Here is a 15,239-nt window from a genome sequence, read left to right on the forward strand (position 1 = left end):
TCCTCCCCGGTCTAAAGACACGGGGCTTCCACGCTCCCAAGAGGTTTACGTGAATCACCCATTAACCTTCCCCAATTGTCGAAAGTTGCGTTAGACTATCGCCAAAGTATAGCAGTCAGATCAGATCTGGCTGTTTTTTGCAGCCTTTACTACCTTTGATGATTGCTTTATTTTCTGCTGTTATCCCCGTTGGGTGCATTGTTCTGATTGGTTTTATTGCCGGGAAAACCCTGATCATAGATCGCCAAACCATCTCCCGTTTGCTGCTGTATGTTCTGTTTCCCATACTGATTATTGACACACTATATAGAACCACTCTGACCCCCCAAAATATGGCGGGAATGGGGATAGGGTTTATTTTGACTTATATATTATTGTGTTTGGTAGCTTGGGCGATCGCACGTTATTTAAACCTGTCTCGGTCAACGGAAAAAAGTTTAATTGCCACCACCTCCCTATCAAATGTTGGCAATATGGGGTTATCTGTCACCCTCTTAGCTTTAGGAGAAGCCGGACTAGAAAGGGCGATTGTTTATTTAATCGCCTGGAATTTAGTGGTTTTAATCACAGCGCCAGCTATCATCAAAGGGGGAGGTTGGCAATCGTCCTTAAAATTTACCCTCAAATTACCGCTATTTTGGTCAATTATCGCGGCTTTGGTACTTTACGCACTTCAGATAAAATTACCTTTTAATATTGATGATGGATTGAATTTGGTGGCGGAATCGGCTATTCCCCTCGGCTTGTTATTGTTGGGCTTAGAAATTGCCGAAAGTCAGTGGAAAATTAGCCTTTATGAAGTGGGAGCCAGTTTTCTCAGATTAATCGGTGGTGCGATTATTGCCTATAGTGTCGGTTCATTATTAAGACTGAGTGATTTAGATTTACAGGTGTTAATTTTACAGAGTGCTATGCCAACAGCTATCACGGCTTTTCTGATGGTTAATGAATTTGGCGGCGACCAAGTACGCACCGCTCGCGTGGTGGTAGTTTCTACTATATTATCATTCCTAACTCTGCCTTTGGTGTTATGGGGAATTAAGGCGATCGCCTAAAATCTGCTCCTCGATTTCATGGCAGAAATTCCCATAATCCCAATGGGTTATTCAGAGCTGAGTCACAGTTGATCTAAAATATAGACTGAAAGCGATCGCTAAAAATTACCATGTGGAATCAAATTTGCGAACACATAACCACTGCTACCTCCCAAACCTTTAAAGCCAACAACCCTACTTCTGTAGGTGGCGGCTGCATTAACCAGGGATATCGCCTTACTCATGGCGATCGCAGCTATTTTGTGAAACTCAATAGCGCCTCTCAAGTTGCCATGTTTGAAGCGGAAGCCTTGGGAGTTAAACAAATGTGGGAAACCCAAACTATTCGCGTCCCTAAACCCATTTGTTGGGGTACTGCTGGCAATTCTGCTTATATCGTCCTAGAATGGTTAGAGCTAGGGGGTCGTAGCAATTCTCAGGCTATGGAGAAAATGGGGCGACAATTGGCGCGACTACACCAGTGGACTCCCCCGCGAGACTATCCCGGATCTCAGCAATTTGGTTGGGATATCAACAACACTATCGGATCAACTCCCCAAATTAATACCTGGACGACTGACTGGGGAGAATTTTGGCGAGATCATCGCATTGGTTATCAACTGAAACTCGCTAGACGGCGGGGAGGATCGTTTGAAAATAGCGATCGCCTACTTGACAAAATACCAGAATTGTTGTCCGGTCATCACCCTAAACCTGCTTTAGTTCATGGGGATTTATGGGGGGGTAATGCCTCTGTTACCAATGATGGAGAACCAGTCATTTTTGACCCGGCTGCCTATTTTGGCGATCGAGAAGTTGATATCGCCATGACCGAAGTATTTGGCGGATTTTCCCCCGCATTTTATCAGGGTTATAATCAAGTTTACCCTTTAGACTCCGGTTATTCTCGCCGCAAAATTCTTTACAATCTCTACCATATTTTGAATCATTTTAACCTATTTGGTGGCGGTTATGGTTCCCAAGCCAATCAGATGATTCAGCAAATTTTACGTTAAAGAATTTAGTCGCTGATCTTGTCAATTTACCCAATGCGCCAAATGCCAGCAGCTATGGCAGCTAATCGCTTTTGCCGAGACTCAATTTTATGTTCATCCCAGGTATCATAATGTTCAGCGATCGCTTTAGTAATTTGAAAATCACTCTCCGCATAAACATCCCGCTTAGTCCCATAATCCTGATTCCCAACTTCACGGTTTTTAGTCGCTTCGAGGGGGGTCATATTACCGAGGCGGTAGATTAAGCGTTCCTGTTTACTTTCCTCGATATAAGCCCAGGCATCCGAGGGATTTTCCGGGAGAATATGCTCTAAATTATAGGTGGAACTCTCAAAATCAAACGCTTTCCCGGAGCGCTGTTTCTCAATTTCAAAGAGAATATAGCGGACAATTTTCTTATGGCGGGTGTCGGTAGTGCGGAGTTCTTTTTCAGTAAAAGCTCCCTTAAACTGATTATCATCTGGATACACAACACCCAGCGCCGCCAAAACTTCCTCAGCAGTCTTATAGTGACCATGGGAAACCTTCACAGCAATCTCATTATACAAACGTTCTTGTTCATAGGTCTGCAAGTTGCAAATAACATTATAGCGAAATGAAATCACAGCGATCGCTTTCAGGATGCGGGTAAAGGCATCTCTATCGTTGTCAAAAAATTGATGATAACAAGCTAAAAGTATTGCCAAAGGCTGACGCACACGAAACATTAACAGTTGCTTTAATGCTTGTTTTTCCTCGGGTTTCCAACTGGCATAATATGGGTCTCCAAGACTCGCATAAACTCCAGCATCATGCTCCAAACTGCGGACTAAGCCAAAGGCATCTTTACGGCTTTTCACCTGTCGTCGAATGGTTTTGAACAGATCATATTTACGGACAAGTCTATGGCGACTATTCCAAAAAATACGCAGAAATTCCGGGAAACTCTCACTACCCAATAAACCAACAATCCTCTCCCATTTATCTTCTAGGCTACGCATTTCTAGCTCATGAGTATCTGCGTTATTAATTAGTGAGAAGACATAGTTTTTGAGTAGATCAGTGGCGGAAAGACGCACCCCTCTGGCGTTGAGAGTTTCAAAAACCTTAAAAGCGTTCAATTCATCTGTAACGGTGATCACAGTAAAAAAGAGTTTGTCTACTAGGGAATCAATAAAAGCCGCAAAATTTTGTCCACTATCAGATTGATTTCCCAGTCGGACTCTGATTTTGTCTTTAAACCAAATAAATGCTTGGCGTAGTTGATGTTCGGAGGCTTTTAGACCTCGTTGGGGGAGGGGTTCTAGGGGAACCAAGTAGGTTTGATAAAAACGATCATTATGGCGATTTAGTCTGAGTTTTGATTGGGGAATGAGGGTGACGGGATCGACATAACCAATGTAGCTATTTTGCAGTTGGTATTGGCGGCGACTGTTGTTGAGTGCATCCAAGTCCGCCTTAACTAAATCTTGTAAATAAGACAAACCAGCCAGGATCATAATACTGATGGTAGTCATTCGTTGTTGACCATCAATAATATCGAAGTGTTTGCTATCAGATGATTGTAGCACGAGGTAGCCCATATAATGAGCGGGTTCGCTATCTTCTTCAAATAAAGCAGTCAGATCTTGCCACAGGTCGTCCCATTCGTCATTTCCCCAGGAATAGTCACGCTGAAAGGGAGGTACATGATAGATTAAGCCATTACCCAGAAGTTGGCGGAAGGTGGTGTTGGTGGTGTGGAAATTTAGGGTTGCCATGATTAATTATCACCTCTGGCTGATGATTAAATTCGGGTCAATTGGCGCAGAATAAATGGGATTAGCTTTTATGGGAAAATCTCTGTTTTAATTCGATCGCACATTCGGCTAGTGCTTCCTGTCCTTGACTGATAAATCCGGCTAAATTAATGAAAGCATGAATGGTTCCTGGATAGCAAGATATTTTCACGGGAACTCCGGCTTTTTGGAGGCGATCGCCATAAGCCTGTCCCTCATCGCGTAGGGGGTCTAATTCCGCCGTGATAATCAAAGCGGGAGGCAAATTTGATAAATCTTCCGCTAACAGGGGGGAAGAATATGGATTATTTTTATCGGCAGGGTTGGTGATATAAAAACTGCACAAATGCTTAATACTATCCGTTCTCAGAAAGTAATTTTCCGCAAATAGGCGGCGAGATTCGCTATCAATTTCTATCTGAGTTATGGGATAAATTAACAATTGATAAACTAGGGGGGCTAGTTTTTGATCTCGCCGTTTTAAGGCTACCACCGCCGCTAAATTTCCCCCCGCACTTTCTCCCCCCACCGCAATGCGATCGCTATCCCAGTTGCAAGTTTTAGCCTGATTAAAAACCCACTCAGTCGCGGTCAAACCATCCTCAATGGCGGCTGGAAATGGATGTTCTGGTGCTAGGCGATAGTCTACTGATATAACCACACATTCTGCGCCATTGGCGAGGCTGCGACAAATACTATCTACCATGTCTAAATTACCGATTACATAACCGCCACCGTGAAAATAAACTAGAACCGGAAAAGGTTGATTTCCCTTGGGGGTGTAAATGCGGATTGGTAATTCTCCAGCGGGACCCGCAATGGTGCGATTTTCGACTTTGGCGATCGCTTCCGGTGGGTGACTGGCTTTAACAAACATCTTATTAAGGTTTCTCAATTCGGCGGGTTCCATGGCACTAATTGGGGGGTGATTAGCTGCCAATACATGATTGAGAAATGATTGGGTTTCGGGATTAACTGAATGGTTCATCTATTTATTAAAAAACATCTTTCCGATATTCAATACATAATTGCTGGGCATCAGGACGGTTTTCGGCGACAAATTTATGGCGATTGATTTCGGTCAAGCCGTAGGTTTTAAATGCCGATAATTCTGCCTCTGACAAAGGCCATGGGGGGCCGTCCGGTGCGGCTTCGGTGTCACGAAATCGGGTAATTAACAATAAAATACCATGGGGGGCTACCAGATTGGCGATCGCCTTAATTGCTTGGGATCTGACTTCCAAAGGCATGGATTGAGTAATCCGAGATTCGAGTACAAAATCGAACTTTTCTAGCCAGTTAGGATCGGGGTCTAATAAATCCGCGACTGTATAATTTACCTGAGAATTAGGAAACCTTTGGCGACACCAAGCGATCGCTGTTGGAGAAATATCAAAAGCCGTCACCTGAAAGCCAAAATCTGCTAAGGCTTCTGCATCATCTCCTAACCCGCAACCTAACACTAAAGCGGTTTGATTATTATCCTCAATTGCCTGATTTTCTAGCCATTTTTCTAGTTGGGGATGAGTCGCTAAGGTAGCCCAAGGAATCAAGGATGGGTCGCCTTGGGATTCAGCATAAAGGGTTTCAAACCATGCGGTAGGATGGGATTGAGAATTTTCGACCATTTCTCGAATTTTTTGTCTGATATCATTAGGAGGAACTAGGGACATGATGTGACCTAAGACTAGAATTTAACATTGATTAGGGGTGGATATTTACCATTATAGCCTATTAGTGTGATTCGGCGGGTATCAGGTTATGATATTTACCTCGATTTCAGGATATTTCTGTGAAGACAATGGTAAAATCCTAGGGTAATGCTATACTATACAGGTATTTTGCGAGTATTTTGCGAGGCTAGTTATGACCATAAAACTTACGGTTTCTTCAATGGTTTGTGATGCTTGTGCTAACAGTGTAACCAAGGCTATTCATAGTGTTGATAGTGATGCTACTGTCAATATTGACTTAAATACAAAGGTGGTGACTGTGGAAGCAACGGCTTCTGAGGCGGCGCTAAAGGCGGCGATCGCTAAAGCTGGTCACACTACAGAATCCTAGGGTTATGGAGGGTTTTGGGAATCCCATAGATGACAGGAAACAAAATGTCCGGGATTAATTTCTCGCAATTGGGGTTCCTCGACCCGACAGCGATCGCCAACTAAATGCGCGGAAGGACAGCGGCTATAAAATCGACATCCACAGGAGGGTAATAAAGGGCTGGGAACATCTCCTTTCAGGATAATTCTTTCCCGTTTGGCTTCGATTTCTGGGTCAGGAATAGGGACAGCAGAAAGTAAGGCTTTAGTATAGGGATGAAGGGGATAATCATAGACAGAATTGCACTCCCCTATTTCGACGATTTTACCTAAATACATGACTGCTACCCGACTGGAAATGTAGCGGACTACACTTAAATCATGGGCGATAAATAGATAGGTTAAATTTAGGCGTTTTTGTAGCGATCGCATTAAATTCACTACCTGTGCTTGAATAGAAACATCCAAAGAGGCGATCGGTTCATCACAGACCAAAAAATCCGGGTCAACCGCTAAAGCCCTAGCTATAGCTATTCGCTGTCTTTGACCACCCGAAAACTCGTGGGGATAACGATTAATAAATTGCCGATTTAGTCCCACTAATTCTAATAACTCTTCCACTCGATGAATCAGGGATTCACCCTTAGCTAATCCATGAATTAATAGGGGTTCCCCAATGATTTTTTTAATGGTCATACGCGGATTTAGGGAGGCGTAGGGGTCTTGGAAAATTATCTGCATTTGGCGGCGCATAACTCGCAACTTTTCGGGTTCTAATTTAGTCAGTTCAATATCATTAAAATAAACCCGGCCACCTGTGGGAGGTTGAAGCTGTAAAATCGCTTTACCTGTGGTGCTTTTCCCGCAGCCAGACTCCCCAACTAAACTAAGAGTTTCACCCCGTTTTATGGCAAATGTTAACCCATCTACTGCCCTAATTATCCCTACCTGTTTCTGTCGAAATATCCCCCCAGTGACCGGAAAGTGTACCTGCAAATTATCAACCCTTAATAGGGTATCGGTTTCTGGGTTACTGGGCTGTGTTTTGGCAACCATCAGGTCTCAAACATTCCAAGAAAATAGATAGATTTTAACTAGCATAAAATCATCCTTTTGTCAAGTCATGGTTTAACCCAACAGGCGACTTGATGATGGGTGGCAACTAATTCTAAAACCGGATCTTCCTGAAAACAACGGTCGATCGCATATTGACATCGAGGCGCAAACGGGCAACCTTGAGGATAGTTAATCAAATCTGGGGGAGTCCCTGGGATAGCCGCGAGAGTCTCTCCCATGTCGCAGTCAGGACGGGGGAGGCTTTTTAACAATCCCATTGTGTAGGGGTGACGAGGATGCTTATAGAGTTGATTAACCGGCGCTTCTTCCACAATTTGACCTGCATACATGACTAAAATGCGATCGGCAAATCTCGCCAAAAGTGCTAAATCATGGGTAATCCAAATTACCGCCATTCCCATTTCATTTTGCAACTGTTGAATCATCTCAATAACTTGGGCTTGGACAGTGACATCTAAAGCCGTTGTCGGTTCATCAGCAATTAATAATTTGGGATGACAGGCTAAAGCGATCGCCATCATAACTCGCTGTCGCATTCCCCCAGATAATTGATGGGGATAGCTACCAAGTCGGCGTTTGGCTGGTGATATACCCACCTTTTCTAAAAGTGCGATCGCCTGTTTTTCTGCCTCTAATTTAGTCGCGCCGCAATGTAATTGTATAGCCTCCGTAATTTGTTTACCAATAGTTAAAACCGGATTTAAGCACGTCATCGGGTCTTGAAAAATCATGGAAATATGGTTACCCCGAATTTTTCTTAATGCCGATTTATTTAATTTAAGTAAATCCTGATTTTCAAACCAAATCTCCCCCCCGGTAATCCCGCCAGAATTGTCAGAAATTAGCCGCAAAATTGATAACATCCCGGCACTTTTCCCCGAACCAGATTCCCCGACAATGCCAAGAGTTTCCCCAGGATTAATATGATAGGAAATGCCATTAACAGCCTTAACTACCCCATCATTAGTAATAAAACGAGTTTCTAAATTGTTAACTTGTAGCAGTGGTGAGGTCATCATCAACAATTGATTTTACATATCTTTTTTTAACCTAGGCTTAGGCTTCTTAGGCTTAGGCTTAGGCTTGGTTTCTGGTTGCGGTTGCGGTTGCGGTTTAGATACGGGTGACAATTCATATTCTTGGATATGTTTACTAATCCTCAAAACCTGTTCATCTGTCAGATATTCGGGAGATTTCCAGATCATGGATATCAAATCTGTCATACTGGTTAAAACTGGCACAGAACAATTTTTAGCCCCCACCCATTTAGCTATAGGAAAAACCACAGGCGCAGTGATACAATCAGTAGGTAAGCCAGGGATTTCTGAAAAAATCCACCGCTGAAACATCTGTTGATGATAGAGACTTTGGGAAGTAGGACTGTTAGATACAGGAACCCACTGGGAACCCTCGCGCCGTTTCCAGTTATCTTGATTTCCCGCCAAGGAACCCTTCCAGGTTTTCACTTCAATTAAAAAAATACCTCGGTTCCCAATCAATAGCAAATCAATTTCTGTTAAACTGCCAGCAGTAGCAGGAATCAGGGCATTTTTAAATAATACCCAATTGTCAGGAAATGTCATCAGCAACAGAGCAATTAAATTTTCCCCTAAACTACCCTTAACTTGATTTCGGATTTGTTTAAATTCAAATACTCCTGCGCCTATCATCCCCAAGAAACCACCACCCCAAGCCTGACTAGCTTCCTCCCGTTGGCTGGATACTTTGCGATTAATATTTTGTTTAAATTTGGCTTTCAGAGATGGGGACTGTTTTAGAACTTTCATATAATGATCACCCTGATTAAACTTGATCAAATAGGGAGCTAAGTTAGCCCCCCAAATGATGCTTAATTAAGCATTCAGCTTAATGACACGACTGTAATCATTTCTGACCCGGTTTTCGTAAGCATTGCGTCTTTCGGCATCTTCATCACCATAGAAGAAAGAAAGCAAGGCAAAACGTCGCCCTGATGTCACATCAGTAGCCTCGTGCATGGTAGAACATGAAAATATGATAGCATCTCCTGTGGCAGGTTTATACAAATGGGGTGCGTGTTCAGGAAATCTTAAACAACCCCCTTCGTATTCTTCAGTATTAAGGTTAATAGTCATCGCAAATCGCCGATGCAATGTTCCCCCAGTGGTGTTGTCTCGATGGGGTCGGAAAAAGCCCCCTGATTCACTATCATAGCAGCCTATTTTGTAGCATTCACGGCGAGTTAGTTGGAATTGAAAGGCTTGCAGAATTTCTGGAAATACCCGCCGCTGCATAATAGAATCGATGTAATTTTTAACAGGTCCGTCCTGTATAAAGTGATCGCGCCGTCGCTTGAAACTGGGGTCAACGTAGCCGACGGTTTTTTCTCCCTCTCTTTTCATGAACCCGGATTCATCATTACCTTGAGTTTCCCAAATCTTGATCAGTTCCCGACATAAACGTAAATCCAAAACTTTAGGAATTAGCAAGACAGGAGCCTGCATTTCAATGAGTCGAGGAGGTTCTTGGGCGACTAAATCTTGAATTTCTCCTAGGAATTTTTGGGTAAATTCTTCGAGGGGATGTAATGGGTAAATTTTGAGAATGCGAAGACCGGGATCGAGCAGGAAAGCGACACGGTTATAAACGATGGTGTTGCTATTTTTTCCGTCGCAAATATAGGCTCCGTATCTGGTGCTAACTTCTCCTTTTAAATCGGAGAGTAAGGAATAGGTAAGGTGATGATTTTCGGCGAAGGTTTTGCGAGTTGAGGGGTGGTTGAGACTGATGCTAAAAATCTGAAGATCAAAGCGATCGCACATTGACATAATATCCTGCAATCGACAAGCGATTTTTTCGCATTCTGAGATTTGATCCCCTGCATAAAATACTAACAGAATTGGTTTCCCGGCATGGGAACGGAGAACAATATTTTTGCCGTTGGAGTCGGGCAAACTGAACCAGGGGGCAGGATCGCCTACGGTGAGAATAGAAGCAGAATGAACCATGACATCAAAATACTAAACTCCTAGATATTTGTGACCTAAATCAAATAGGTAGTCAAAAAATCAACCTATTCACTGACGTAAAGATTAAGGGATTGGTTCCCGAAAAGGTATTTACCAATGGGGATGAGATGTAAAGAATTGTGTAGCATGGTCAGCAGATATAGGTCTTTGGAAATAGTAACCTTGAGCATATTCACAACCGAGCGATCGCAATTGTTCCAATTGTTCAAAGGTTTCTACTCCTTCGGCGATCGCATCTAAATTTAAGGCTTGTGCCAACATCAAAATAGTTCTGACAATTGCCAAATTTTCCACCTCGGTGGCTTCCCCAATATGAGCAATAAATGAGCGGTCAATTTTCAGGACATCCACGGGAAAACGAGGTAAATAACCTAGGGAGGAAAACCCGGTGCCAAAATCATCAATACTTAACTTGATTTGCAAATTCTTCAACTGATGAAGTAGGCGAATAGTAGCTTCGACATCATCCATAATCACGCTTTCTGTAATCTCCAATCGTAAGCCACTGGGGTCAATACCTGAATCTTGAATAATTCCCTTAATTTCGTCAACTAAATCAGGGTGAATAAACTGTCTGCCTGATAAATTCACCCCCACAATAATCTGACAATTTGATTTTAAGGACTGCTGCCAAATTGCCAATTGATGACAAGCCTCTTGCATAGCCCAGCGACCAATAGGAATAATTAATCCGGTTTCTTTAGCGACTTTTAAAAACCGTTCTGGTGTCACCAAACCTTGACGAGGATGCTGCCAACGCACTAAGGCTTCAAAGCCGACAATTTCCCCAGTTTTTAAGGAAATTACAGGTTGATAATACATGACAAATTCCCCACGGCTTACGGCTAAACGCAGATCAGTTTCTAATTGCAGGCGATCCAAACCACCGACCTGCATAGTGCGTTCAAATACTTGATATCGAATATTTTTGAGAGACTTCGCCCGCAGCATGGCGGTATTACCATTACGGAGTAAATCTTCGGCGCGAGTTTCGGCTGTATCGGCTAAAGCAATGCCAATACTCACGGTTTTAAATACCTCATGACCATTGAGAATAAAGGGAGAAAGTAAGGCTGTTTGGATACGTTCAGCCACGATTGTGGCATTATTTACTGATTTTATATTCCGCAGCAAAATGGCAAATTCATCAGCGCCTAAACGTGCTATAGTATCCCCTAATAGAACGGAGTTTTTGAGTCTTTCTACCAATTGGATGAGCAGTTGATCTCCGGCTAAATCTCCTAAGCTGTCATTAATTAGGCGGAAATTATCGACATTAATAAATAATACGCCACAGATAGATTTATTCCGTTGAGACTTGGCGATCGCTTGTTGAGTGCGATCGAGAAATAGGGAACGATTAGGCAATCCGGTTAAGGAATCATGCAGGAAGTTATGAATTTGTTTATAAGCAATCACCCCAGTAGCGGCTAAAGTCAGGGCTAAAACCGGAGAGGCTAGGGGAATCCAAGCATTGAATAAAAACAGGACGTAGGTAGCGCCAAAAATCGTGAATATCCCCAGGAAAAAGTACAATCCTTGCATTCCTGGATGGTGGATTCGCCAAGCCAGAAAACCGCCGCCAATTCCCCAAAGAGTCAACCAGATAAGTTCTACCCACTGAGGCAAAAACCAGAATAAATTATTAGCCGGAGAATTGCCAGAATCTGCCCCCAAAATCTGACTAACTATATTGGCATGAATAAAAACCCCTGGCATTTTGGGTGCGGTTGATTCTCTGACACTATAGGGGGTAAAAAATTCGTCTTTAATACTGGGGGCGGTGGCTCCGATTAAGACAATTTTATCAGTGATTAAATCTGGGTAAACTGTAGCGGCCAAAACTTCGCTCAAGGTGACGACGGGTGCGGGTTGAACTCCCCGATAGTTGAGCAGGATTTGATAACCGCGATCGTCAATATTGGAGTAGCCCCCATGATGATACCTTAACGGCACAAATACCCGATTATTTAACTCCATATATTCGGGGTTTTGCTGATAATTTTGGGGTTCGATACCCTCAAATTTTAGGTAATGTAGTGCTAATCGTAAACCCAGGGAAAAAAAAGTGTTTCCCTCAGATTCAGCAAATAAGAGTTGGCGGCGCACTACTCCGTCTGGGTCGAGAATTAGGTCATTAAAGCCAATTTGCTTGGGTGGTAGTTGAGGAGGGGGGGGAATAGTGGGATTGTCGGGGTTGCCAATTTTGGTAATCCCAAATATATTAGGAGCCTGGAACTGTTGACTTAGTTCGGCGCTACCGGGTGGGTGAGGTAGATCCCGATATATATCTAAACCGATCGCTCTGGGTTGATGCTGTTGTAGGTTAGCTAAAACTTGGGCTAATACGGCATCGGACATGGGCCATTGTTCTTGGGCGGCAATATCTGATTCAGTAATAGCGACAATCAAAATCCGGTCATCAGGTTCGGATTCGGGTCGGAGGCGAACTAACCCGTCAAACAACCTCAATTCTACGGGTTGCAAATCTCCCCTGAGTTTAATACCAGTTAATAATAAGGTGCTGGTGAGGCTGATAATCAACCACAATGGCGGAGTCATCCGTAAGACTAGCAATCGCCATTTAGATAGCGGTGACCATTGGGAACCAGAGTTGTGACGCAGCATTAATCAGCAGAAATGGACTACCTGATTCTATCATACCAATTTCGATGGGGCAGTTCTCTAGCCTGGATAGACACAAAATGGTTTGATAGTCTAATAAAGGATATTTCTGGTTTAAAGTCATGGTAGGTCAATTTCCAATTCCAGTGGTGGTCAATGGTGCTGGCGGTAAAATGGGTCGAGAAGTGGTCAAAGCGGTGGCTGCTGCACAGGATATGACGCTGTTGGGGGCCATTGATAAAAATCCGGCTTATCTGAATGAAGATGCTGGAAGTCTCGCGGGGATTGAACCTTTAGAGATCCCGATTACAAACGATCGCGAAGGAATGCTGGTTATGGCGGCTCAGGAAAAGCAGCCAGCCGTGATGGTGGACTTTACCCACCCAGACTCAGTATATGACAATATTCGGGCGGCGATCGCCTATGGTGTCCGTCCAGTGGTGGGGACTACTGGGTTAAGTGAAGCCAAAATTCAGGATTTGGCCGAATTTGCTGATAAAGCCAGCATGGGATGTTTATTGGTCCCTAATTTTTGCATCGGCATTGTACTTTTACAACAGGCGGCGATCGCTGCTTCTCAATATTTTGACCATGTAGAGATTATTGAGTTACACCATAATCAAAAGGCTGATGCACCTAGCGGCACGGCGGTTAAAACCGCGCAAATGCTGGCAGAGTTCGGGAAAACCTATAACCAAAGCCAAGTTAAAGAAACGGAACAATTACCCGGTGCTAGAGGTGCGATCGCTGATGAACAAATCCGCATTCATAGTGTCCGTTTACCCGGTTTGATTGCTCACCAAGAGGTAATTTTTGGGGCGGCTGGTCAAATTTATACCCTCCGCCATGATACCACCGATCGCGGTTGCTATATGCCCGGTGTCTTGCTGGCAATTCGTCAAGTCTTATCACTGAAAAGTCTGGTTTATGGATTAGAGAAAATTCTCTGATCATGGATAATCGATAATTAATCATGGATAATGGATAATGGATGATTAATTACTACCCGCCCTGGCTTCGATTAGGCTATGCTCATTTATGGTGCTAATTATATGCTAATTCCACTCACCCGTCAAACTTTCCATGAACTGGTTCCGGCTGTGGCTACTAGCGAACAGTATCAACACTGTTGGGGGAAGCCATCACAATTCATCAGAAGATTGTTAGTCTCCGCTGTGGGAACGTTGATTCTCGCCTTAGTGGAATTATCAGTACAATTTGAAGGCAGGCAAATTTTGTTAATTCCTTTGGTGATGTTTGCTTTGTACTGGCTGTGGGGTCCCATTTGGGATGCTAGTATACGAAATCGCCAGTTTCGCAAATATCCCTATTGTGGATTTTGGCAGGGCAAAGTTTTGGATTATTATATTTCGGAAGCGGTGACTAATGAGCAAGAATCGGTTAACTCTAAAGGTGATTTAATTATCATTGAAAACTTAGAGCGGCGGATTAATGTAGAAGTGGGGGATAAAACCGGGTTTGTGGTGAAAATTGAAGCCCCCCTTAACCGCAACCATAAACGACTGAGTCGGGGTCAGGTGGCGGTGATGTTGGTAACTTCCTACCTGGATGACCTCAGCAGCATTAATGAGGTGTCTGATGTGTATATTCCTAGCCAAAATATTTGGGTGGGGTCATATCCCTATTTGCGGCGGGATATGTTTATGGAAATTACCCGGGAGATGCGATCGCGTTATGGTCGTCCCAAATCGCGATCGCCTCGTCGGAGTCCTTCTCCCCGTCAGCAGGCTTATGATTAATTCCCCCCTGACTCATTTCTCCCGTAGGCTTGCCAAGCTAGGTCTACCAAGCCATTAACTATGGCTACAGCGACCACTGAACTACCCTTGCGGCCGTCTATACGGATATGAGATACCATAGAATCATTTAAGCGCGATTTGGCTACATCCGCCCCCACAAACCCCGATGGCGTAGCAATCACTAAGGCGGGTTTAATTTCCTCAGCCTCAATTAAATCTACTAAGGCTGATAGGGCCGTTTGTTCCTGACCAATCACAAAAATTCCCTCTGGATAACGTTTCGCTAGGGTTTGAATACCCCAAGCCGTGCGACTTTTTTCCCGTTGGGGTCGGGTCACTGTGTCCAGGGAACAGTACACTGGATTAGCAAAGGTTGACAAAATTTGGGGAGTGATACCCACCTGCACCATGGGTACATCTACTATAATTGTAGTACGGGCAGCTAGGGCCGCTGCTCCGGCTTGCAGGGCTTGGTCTGAAAAGCGCACAAGGCTTTTATATTCAAAATCGGCTGTGGTGTAAATCACCCGCCGGACAATTTCGTACTCTGCGGGTGAAAACACATGAGTACCGATTTCGCGATCGATGATACCCAAACTTTGGGCATCGGTGATATGCCATTCCATCCTGACTCGCCGCTGTTGGGTGTCCTATAATTGGTTCCGGTGTTAGCCAGAACCACAGTTGCGCTGGTTGCGCCTGTTTATTATCGGTTATGGGGGTATCTTATCAAAGATTTGGGATTTAGGGCAGTTCCAGGCTAACTTGACTCAGGAAATAGCTGGCCATGGTCAAGTATGGCAGAAATTAGGTTTCTCAGGGTAAAATGGGATTGGTGGCAGGGTGGGGTACTTCACAAATGGCGATCGCGCTTTCTCTTGATCGGTTCTTGATTGGCTGATAATTACCCCGATTATTTG

14 protein-coding genes are annotated in these 15,239 nt (G+C 43.8%); 5 read left to right on the forward strand and 9 right to left on the reverse strand.

Annotated features, from left to right (window positions below):
* The first annotated feature begins 158 nt into the window (after positions 1–158).
* Together P5683_RS06725 and P5683_RS06730 are read left to right on the forward strand one after the other, a co-directional pair.
* On the forward strand, positions 159–1,055 hold the full coding sequence (locus tag P5683_RS06725; protein WP_008054651.1) for an AEC family transporter: 897 nt from the start codon (positions 159–161) through the stop codon (positions 1,053–1,055).
* A 110-nt stretch (positions 1,056–1,165) separates the two neighbouring features.
* Positions 1,166–2,050 carry a fructosamine kinase family protein gene (locus tag P5683_RS06730; protein WP_006621585.1) on the forward strand — a complete coding sequence of 295 codons (885 nt, stop codon included), beginning with the start codon at positions 1,166–1,168 and terminating at the stop codon, positions 2,048–2,050.
* A gap of 26 nt (positions 2,051–2,076) precedes the next feature.
* Here the strand turns inward: P5683_RS06730 and P5683_RS06735 are convergent, their stop codons facing one another.
* The 3 genes from P5683_RS06735 to P5683_RS06745 all read right to left on the reverse strand — a co-directional run bounded on the left by P5683_RS06735 (position 2,077) and on the right by P5683_RS06745 (position 5,480).
* Positions 2,077–3,789 (reverse strand): DUF262 domain-containing protein, encoded by a 1,713-nt coding sequence (locus P5683_RS06735; protein ID WP_006621584.1) that lies wholly within the window; start codon positions 3,787–3,789, stop codon positions 2,077–2,079.
* Positions 3,790–3,850: 61 nt separating this feature from the next.
* Positions 3,851–4,795 (reverse strand): alpha/beta hydrolase, encoded by a 945-nt coding sequence (locus tag P5683_RS06740; protein WP_006667878.1) that lies wholly within the window; start codon positions 4,793–4,795, stop codon positions 3,851–3,853.
* Positions 4,796–4,802: 7 nt separating this feature from the next.
* The gene (locus P5683_RS06745) at positions 4,803–5,480 is read right to left on the reverse strand and encodes a class I SAM-dependent methyltransferase (protein ID WP_315639552.1); all 678 of its coding nucleotides are present in this window, start codon (positions 5,478–5,480) and stop codon (positions 4,803–4,805) included.
* Positions 5,481–5,673: 193 nt separating this feature from the next.
* On the opposite strand from P5683_RS06745, the gene P5683_RS06750 reads away from it, so the two are divergent.
* Positions 5,674–5,871 carry a heavy-metal-associated domain-containing protein gene (locus P5683_RS06750; protein ID WP_006667876.1) on the forward strand — a complete coding sequence of 66 codons (198 nt, stop codon included), beginning with the start codon at positions 5,674–5,676 and terminating at the stop codon, positions 5,869–5,871.
* Positions 5,872–5,873: 2 nt separating this feature from the next.
* Here P5683_RS06750 and P5683_RS06755 read toward each other — a convergent pair whose 3' ends face one another.
* The 5 genes from P5683_RS06755 to P5683_RS06775 all read right to left on the reverse strand — a co-directional run bounded on the left by P5683_RS06755 (position 5,874) and on the right by P5683_RS06775 (position 12,562).
* A complete protein-coding gene (locus P5683_RS06755; protein WP_006621580.1) occupies positions 5,874–6,905 on the reverse strand; it encodes an ABC transporter ATP-binding protein in 1,032 nt (343 codons plus the stop codon).
* 65 nt (positions 6,906–6,970) lie between these two features.
* Entirely contained in the window at positions 6,971–7,945 is a 975-nt protein-coding gene (locus P5683_RS06760; RefSeq protein WP_315639551.1) for an ABC transporter ATP-binding protein, read from the reverse strand.
* A gap of 12 nt (positions 7,946–7,957) precedes the next feature.
* Positions 7,958–8,713: a nuclease-related domain-containing protein gene (locus P5683_RS06765; protein ID WP_315639550.1), complete on the reverse strand. Its 756-nt coding sequence runs from the start codon at positions 8,711–8,713 to the stop codon at positions 7,958–7,960.
* A 66-nt stretch (positions 8,714–8,779) separates the two neighbouring features.
* Positions 8,780–9,913 carry a redoxin domain-containing protein gene (locus P5683_RS06770; protein WP_006621577.1) on the reverse strand — a complete coding sequence of 378 codons (1,134 nt, stop codon included), beginning with the start codon at positions 9,911–9,913 and terminating at the stop codon, positions 8,780–8,782.
* A 111-nt stretch (positions 9,914–10,024) separates the two neighbouring features.
* Positions 10,025–12,562 (reverse strand): EAL domain-containing protein, encoded by a 2,538-nt coding sequence (locus tag P5683_RS06775; RefSeq protein WP_315644858.1) that lies wholly within the window; start codon positions 12,560–12,562, stop codon positions 10,025–10,027.
* A gap of 119 nt (positions 12,563–12,681) precedes the next feature.
* Between P5683_RS06775 and dapB the strand changes: the two genes are divergently transcribed.
* Entirely contained in the window at positions 12,682–13,509 is an 828-nt protein-coding gene (gene dapB / locus P5683_RS06780) for a 4-hydroxy-tetrahydrodipicolinate reductase (RefSeq protein WP_006621574.1), read from the forward strand.
* A gap of 102 nt (positions 13,510–13,611) precedes the next feature.
* The gene (locus tag P5683_RS06785; protein WP_235677553.1) at positions 13,612–14,319 is read left to right on the forward strand and encodes a phosphate ABC transporter permease; all 708 of its coding nucleotides are present in this window, start codon (positions 13,612–13,614) and stop codon (positions 14,317–14,319) included.
* Here P5683_RS06785 and P5683_RS06790 read toward each other — a convergent pair.
* A complete protein-coding gene (locus tag P5683_RS06790) occupies positions 14,316–14,945 on the reverse strand; it encodes a precorrin-8X methylmutase (RefSeq protein ID WP_006621572.1) in 630 nt (209 codons plus the stop codon). The genes P5683_RS06785 and P5683_RS06790 overlap by 4 nt on opposite strands.
* Positions 14,946–15,239: the final 294 nt, after the last annotated feature.

It is taken from the genome of Limnospira sp. PMC 1279.21, from assembly GCF_032349615.1.
Classification (GTDB): Bacteria; Cyanobacteriota; Cyanobacteriia; order Cyanobacteriales; family Microcoleaceae; genus Limnospira; species Limnospira fusiformis.

Bases quoted from the DNA above. Each gene is read 5' to 3' on its own strand.
- P5683_RS06765 (WP_315639550.1), bottom strand. From the start codon at position 8,713: ATGAAAGTTCTAAAACAGTCCCCATCTCTGAAAGCCAAATTTAAACAA.
- P5683_RS06740 (WP_006667878.1), bottom strand. From the start codon at position 4,795: ATGAACCATTCAGTTAATCCCGAAACCCAATCATTTCTCAATCATGTA.
- P5683_RS06785 (WP_235677553.1), top strand. From the start codon at position 13,612: ATGCTAATTCCACTCACCCGTCAAACTTTCCATGAACTGGTTCCGGCT.
- P5683_RS06730 (WP_006621585.1), top strand. From the start codon at position 1,166: ATGTGGAATCAAATTTGCGAACACATAACCACTGCTACCTCCCAAACC.
- P5683_RS06755 (WP_006621580.1), bottom strand. From the start codon at position 6,905: ATGGTTGCCAAAACACAGCCCAGTAACCCAGAAACCGATACCCTATTA.
- P5683_RS06735 (WP_006621584.1), bottom strand. From the start codon at position 3,789: ATGGCAACCCTAAATTTCCACACCACCAACACCACCTTCCGCCAACTT.
- P5683_RS06750 (WP_006667876.1), top strand. From the start codon at position 5,674: ATGACCATAAAACTTACGGTTTCTTCAATGGTTTGTGATGCTTGTGCT.
- P5683_RS06775 (WP_315644858.1), bottom strand. From the start codon at position 12,562: ATGCTGCGTCACAACTCTGGTTCCCAATGGTCACCGCTATCTAAATGG.
- P5683_RS06725 (WP_008054651.1), top strand. From the start codon at position 159: ATGATTGCTTTATTTTCTGCTGTTATCCCCGTTGGGTGCATTGTTCTG.
- P5683_RS06745 (WP_315639552.1), bottom strand. From the start codon at position 5,480: ATGTCCCTAGTTCCTCCTAATGATATCAGACAAAAAATTCGAGAAATG.
- dapB (WP_006621574.1), top strand. From the start codon at position 12,682: ATGGTAGGTCAATTTCCAATTCCAGTGGTGGTCAATGGTGCTGGCGGT.
- P5683_RS06790 (WP_006621572.1), bottom strand. From the start codon at position 14,945: ATGGAATGGCATATCACCGATGCCCAAAGTTTGGGTATCATCGATCGC.
- P5683_RS06770 (WP_006621577.1), bottom strand. From the start codon at position 9,913: ATGGTTCATTCTGCTTCTATTCTCACCGTAGGCGATCCTGCCCCCTGG.
- P5683_RS06760 (WP_315639551.1), bottom strand. From the start codon at position 7,945: ATGATGACCTCACCACTGCTACAAGTTAACAATTTAGAAACTCGTTTT.